At 58.8% G+C, this 5,164-nt stretch carries 5 protein-coding genes; 2 read left to right on the forward strand and 3 right to left on the reverse strand.

Annotation, left to right across the window (positions count from 1 at the left end; translation table 11 throughout):
• Nucleotides 1-406: 406 nt before the first annotated feature.
• Nucleotides 407-1,327: a lipid kinase YegS gene (yegS, locus tag ACRESD_RS20500; protein ID WP_431752570.1), complete on the forward strand. Its 921-nt coding sequence runs from the start codon at nucleotides 407-409 to the stop codon at nucleotides 1,325-1,327.
• Here yegS and ACRESD_RS20505 read toward each other — a convergent pair.
• The 3 genes from ACRESD_RS20505 to ACRESD_RS20515 form a co-directional block, all read right to left on the reverse strand.
• Nucleotides 1,286-1,957, reverse strand: coding sequence for a response regulator transcription factor (locus ACRESD_RS20505; protein WP_431752571.1), 672 nt, complete (start codon nucleotides 1,955-1,957; stop codon nucleotides 1,286-1,288). The genes yegS and ACRESD_RS20505 overlap by 42 nt on opposite strands.
• Entirely contained in the window at nucleotides 1,954-2,847 is an 894-nt protein-coding gene (locus tag ACRESD_RS20510; RefSeq protein ID WP_431752572.1) for a sensor histidine kinase, read from the reverse strand. The genes ACRESD_RS20505 and ACRESD_RS20510 overlap by 4 nt, the downstream gene beginning before the upstream one ends.
• 347 nt (nucleotides 2,848-3,194) lie before the next feature.
• On the reverse strand, nucleotides 3,195-3,644 hold the full coding sequence (locus ACRESD_RS20515) for a hypothetical protein (RefSeq protein WP_431752573.1): 450 nt from the start codon (nucleotides 3,642-3,644) through the stop codon (nucleotides 3,195-3,197).
• Nucleotides 3,645-4,199: 555 nt separating this feature from the next.
• Between ACRESD_RS20515 and ACRESD_RS20520 the strand changes: the two genes are divergently transcribed.
• Complete coding sequence (locus ACRESD_RS20520; protein ID WP_431752574.1) at nucleotides 4,200-5,135, forward strand: chemotaxis protein CheV; 936 nt, start codon at nucleotides 4,200-4,202, stop codon at nucleotides 5,133-5,135.
• The last annotated feature ends 29 nt before the right edge of the window (nucleotides 5,136-5,164 follow it).

Consider the following 5,164-nt stretch of genomic DNA (forward strand, 5'->3'; position numbering starts at 1 on the left):
GAAACTGACTGTCGGCCTCGGTCAAATGTGGGAGCTTGCTTTCCTTCGATTAGGAAACCACGGTGAAACAAGAAAAAACGGCTGATGCTTTAGCAGGCAAGCCAGCTCCCACAGAAAAGCACATCTAATTCGGCTCTGGCTCTGGCTCTGGCTTTGTTTTTGATCTTGATTTTGATCTTAGGCCCCCCAAATCAATGTCGGATTGCGGGCACACCGAGCCTAAGCGAGGTGCCGAGTGTTGGGGCAAGAGCCCTTTGGTTACTTTGGGGCTTTTCCAAAGTGACCCGCCGTAAGGGCGGAACCACCAGCCGCCGTTACCAAAAAAATGGATATACACCCGGTAAACCAAACCCCCTCCCAAAAGGTCCACATCCTCCAAGCACCCTTGAATCAGGAGATTCCCGCAATGACCACCCCCAAAGCCCTGCTGATCCTCCACGGCAAGCAAGCCCTCAACGAGGACGTGCGCTCCGCCGTGCAGGCCCGGCGCGAACAGGGCTGGGAGTTGGCCGTGCGGGTGACGTGGGAGGGCGGCGACGCCCAGCGTCTGGTCAACGAAGCGTTGGCTGACGGCTACACCCATCTCATTGCCGGCGGCGGCGATGGCACCCTGCGCGACGTGGCCGAAGCCATGGCCTTGGCCAAGACTGAGTCCAGCCTGGTGCTGATGCCCCTGGGCACCGCCAACGACTTCGCCCGCGCCGCCGGTGTACCACTGGAGCCCGCCCAGGCACTGGCACTGTTGGATGTACCGCCACGGGCCATCGACCTCGGTCAGGTTGGGGGGCAAATGTTCCTCAATATGGCCACCGGCGGCTTCGGCAGCCAGGTCACCGCCAATACCTCGGAAGACCTGAAAAAGGTCCTGGGCGGCGCCGCCTACCTGTTCACCGGCCTGACGCGATTCAGCGAATTGAAAGCGGCTTACGGTGAGCTGGAAGGTCCGGGGTTTCACTGGAAAGGTGATTTGCTGGCGCTGGGTATCGGCAACGGCCGCCAGGCGGGCGGTGGGCATGTGCTGTGTCCTGGCGCGTTGGCCGATGACGGCATGCTCGATATCAGCATCCTGCCGGCGCCTCAGGAAGTGGTCGGCACCTTGCTTACCCTGATGAGCGACGGTTGGGGTCTGGACAATATGTTTGTGCGAGCGCGCTTGCCCTGGGTCGAGATCAAGGTGGCCGAGGGCTTGTACCTCAATCTGGATGGTGAACCGCTACAGGGCGACGATTTGCGTTTCAGTGCGTTGCCCAAGGCTTTGCGCGTGCATTTGCCGCTGGGTTCGCCCCTAGTCGTCCAGGCTGATGATCTGCTCGCGAACGGCGAATAACACCAGGCCGGCGACGTCGTAAATCTGCAGGCGCTTCATGATCTGTGAGCGGTGCGCTTCCACTGTCTTGATGCTCAAGCCCAGGCCCTGGGCGATTTCGCGGGTGGATTTGCCGCGCACGATCAAGCGCACGATCAAGCGCAGGATCTCCAACTGGCGTGGCGTAAGTGTGTGGCTTTGGGGGGCAGTGGAGGAGGGGCCTTGGCTGCGGATCAATGCCTGGTTGATCACTGTGTGGGCAATGGCAGGGCTCAGGTAGCGCTCGTTGTTGCGCAGGGCCAGCAGGGCGTGCTCCAACTCGTTGGCCGTGGTGTCCTTGAGCAGGTAGCCATGGGCGCCGGACTCCAGCGCGCGCATGATCAGTTCGGGGTCGGTGTGCATCGACAGGATCAGCACCTTGCTCTTGGGGTAGGCGAGCTTGAGTTGCTGCAGGGCATCCAGGCCACCGGTGTGTTTCATCGACAGATCCAGCAGCACGATATCCGGCTGCAGCGTGCTGAATTTCTCCAGCAGTTGCGCGCCATCGTTGGCTTCGCCGATCACGGTGTAGCCGGGAATATCCAGGATCAGCGCACGCACGCCGGCTCGGATCAGTGCGTGGTCATCCACCAGGAGTAATTTACAGGTCACTCAAGAGCCTTAGGGGCGCTGGCCCGTTCGAGGGCGCGGGGCGCCCAGGGGAAAAGTGCGTCGATCCGCGTGCCTTTGCCAGGCTGGCTGCTGACGGACAACGAGCCGCCCAACTGATCGATCCGTTCAGACATACCGGCCATGCCCCGCTGGCCTTCCAGGCCCGGGTTGGGAGCAGGTGAGAAGCCCTGACCGTCATCGCAAATCATCAGCGATAAGCCCTCGGGCAGGCGTTGCAGGCGCACTCGCAGGTTCTGCGCCTGGGCGTGGCGGAGCATGTTGGTCACCGCTTCCTGAGTGATACGAAAGGCCGCCACGGCCATTTCTTCGGGGATGCCGGTCAACCGTTGCTGGCATTCCAGGCTCCAGTGGATCGGGGTGTTTTCCAGGGTCTTGAGCAGGTGCGCGCGCAGGCTGGCTTCCAGGCCCAGGCTGGCCAGCTGGCGCGGGTTGAGGATGGCCGAGACATCGCGCACTTTGGCCAGGGTTTCATTCAGCGTGTTGCACAGTACCGAGCATTGGCTTTGCAGGTCGTCCGGAAGGCGGCGCTTGAGCCATTCGCTTTGCAGTTTGGCGGCGGTCAGTAATTGGCCGATGTCATCATGCAGATCGCGGCTGAGTCGGTGGCGTTCGTTTTCCTGGACTTGCAACAGGCGGTCGGCCAATTCCTGGGGCTGGAACTTGATGGATTTGCGCGAGTTCCACTGCTGCACACCCACTACGATCAAGGTGGTCAGGTTGAGCAAAAGGATCGATAACGGCAGTGGCGCGGAACGGCTATAGGCCCACAGGCTGACCAGCAATGAGCACAGGCACAAGGCGAGGACCAGGCGGCGGGCATTGCTGCGGGACACGGACCTTGCGATGAGTGACTTTAGGCTGGCGTACATAGCGGATGGAGCCAATGAAGGTTCGCTGCGGGAAAGCCGGTCATGGTGGCTGACAGGCCTTTGTTTGGAATGCTGTGCCGGATCGTTTTTAAACATGATGAAGTTGAGTCACTTCGAGCGGGGCATAGTACCACCACTATTACCGTTGGTCGCCTGGCGCCTCGCCCGACAGGCTTATTGACCACACAAATACCCTGGGAGGTAATCCCAGAGTTCAGAGTGAGTGAGTCATTGTATTAATTAAGTTGGTGGCTAATTGATACTTCTGCCACGCAAGATCACCTCGACCGTTTAATAAAAGGGTCGTTTTTAGATAACTCACGTATTAAACACGGCCTGATCGTTGCTCAGGCCGTGTGATGCAGCTGTTGTTGCGGTTTGTTACCGAAGTCTTTTTGTGGGATCTGCAAGGTAACCGTGGCAATCAGCGTGGTTTGTTCACTTTCATCCAGTGCCAGCTCGCCGGTTCGCGTGTCGATCAACTCCAATTGCCAGGCCAGCAACGTCAGGCAGTCATGCAGGGCCTCGAGTGCCTGATCATGCAGTTGCATGGGGCTCACGGCGTTGGCAATCAGGTATTGGATGTGTCGGGAGAACTCACTGATCGCCTGCAGTGCCAGGCCTTCGGCTTTTTCCGCGAGCTTGGCGAGGCTGGCTTTCATGCAGTCGATGGCATCGCTGTCGTTGCGAATCAAATGCAGATGGCTCAAGCACTCTTCCGACTTGGCTAGCAGCATTTCGGCTTCCAGCAGGAATTCGGGAAGTGCGGTTTGCCATTCGTTTGCGCTATTCATCATGCAAGTCTCCGCAACATAAGGTCGGGTGATGAGATGTCGCACCGGGTGAATGGCGTAAAACTACCGCTGAAATATGACTGGAATCTGTAGGTTGGTTCTGAGATTTCAGTAGGATCGTTATTGAATCGATCGCGAAAGCCATGCGTGGCCCTCGTTATCCGGGGCAATTGCACAACTTTAGTTGCCGGCATCAGAGTGCCTGGAAGACCCGTGGGGCGTGGGCTTGGTATGGCAAACAAAAGCCTGACTCCATTCATGCAATGAGAATGGCGTCACATTAATGGCTATTAGATATCGCGAATATCAGGTTGGACCTGATTGTGTGTAGGGGAATCCCTTACGCAGCGGAACCCCGCGTCGATTTGGATGTCGCGCAACGTCGCTGTAATGCCAGATGAGGGGCGGATTCAGTAAAGCATGATGTCAGTGTGACATCAACTGATTTACGTGGCATTTTACCGGGGTCAAGGTCTGGCGCTTGCCGCCGATAACTAGCCTTAACTGAGCTGCACAATCCTCTCAGCGTGAATCAAGCGCGCACATCAGGAGCTTTTAATGGCCGGCATTCTCGACACGGTAGATCAACGCACGCAACTGGTGGGTGAGAATCGCCTGGAGATTCTCATGTTTCGCTTGGCCGGGCGGCAGTTGTTCGCGATCAACGTGTTCAAGGTGCAGGAAGTGCTGCAATTGCCCAAGCTGACCCTGATGCCCCAGCGCCACCCCTTCGTGTGCGGCGTGGTCAACCTGCGTGGCCAGACCCTGCCGGTGATCGACCTGTCCCAGGCCATCGGTATGCGCCCTCTGGTGCCGGGGCCCAACAGCACCATTATCGTCACCGAGTACAACCGGTCGGTACAGGCGTTCCTGGTGGGCGGCGTCGACCGTATCGTCAACATGAACTGGGAGGCCATCTTGCCGCCGCCGACCAGCGCCGGTCGCCAGCATTACCTTACTGCCATCAGCAAGGTCGATGACCAGTTGGTGGAAATCATCGACGTGGAAAAAGTCCTCGCCGAAATCGTGCCATACAGCGCCAAGGTCTCCCGCGAAAAACTCGAAGACCCGGTGCTGGAGAGTGCCCGTGGCCGCGAAGTGCTGCTGGTGGATGACTCCAACGTAGCCCTGTCGCAACTGCGCGACACCCTTGGGCAACTCGGCGTGAAGATGCACATCGCCAGCGACGGCCTCAAGGCACTGAACATGCTCAAGGCCTGGGCCGACAGTGGCCAGGTAATGACCGACAAGCTGCTGATGATCTTCACCGACGCCGAAATGCCCGAGATGGACGGCTACCGCCTGACCACCGAGATCCGCAACGATCCACGCCTGCGTGGGCTCTACGTGGTGCTGCACACCTCGCTGTCGGGCAGCTTCAACGAGTCGATGGTCAAGAAGGTGGGTTGCGACAACTTCCTGTCCAAGTTCCAGCCGGACAAACTGGTGGATGTGGTGCGTCAACGCTTGATGCTCGACCACGCCCCGGGTTGAAACCTGTAGTGAGCGGGCTTGCCCCGCGC

This window comes from Pseudomonas sp., assembly GCF_050739995.1.
GTDB lineage: Bacteria > Pseudomonadota > Gammaproteobacteria > Pseudomonadales > Pseudomonadaceae > Aquipseudomonas.

Bases quoted from the DNA above. Each gene is read 5' to 3' on its own strand.
- yegS (WP_431752570.1), top strand. From the start codon at position 407: ATGACCACCCCCAAAGCCCTGCTGATCCTCCACGGCAAGCAAGCCCTC.
- ACRESD_RS20510 (WP_431752572.1), bottom strand. From the start codon at position 2,847: ATGTACGCCAGCCTAAAGTCACTCATCGCAAGGTCCGTGTCCCGCAGC.
- ACRESD_RS20515 (WP_431752573.1), bottom strand. From the start codon at position 3,644: ATGATGAATAGCGCAAACGAATGGCAAACCGCACTTCCCGAATTCCTG.
- ACRESD_RS20520 (WP_431752574.1), top strand. From the start codon at position 4,200: ATGGCCGGCATTCTCGACACGGTAGATCAACGCACGCAACTGGTGGGT.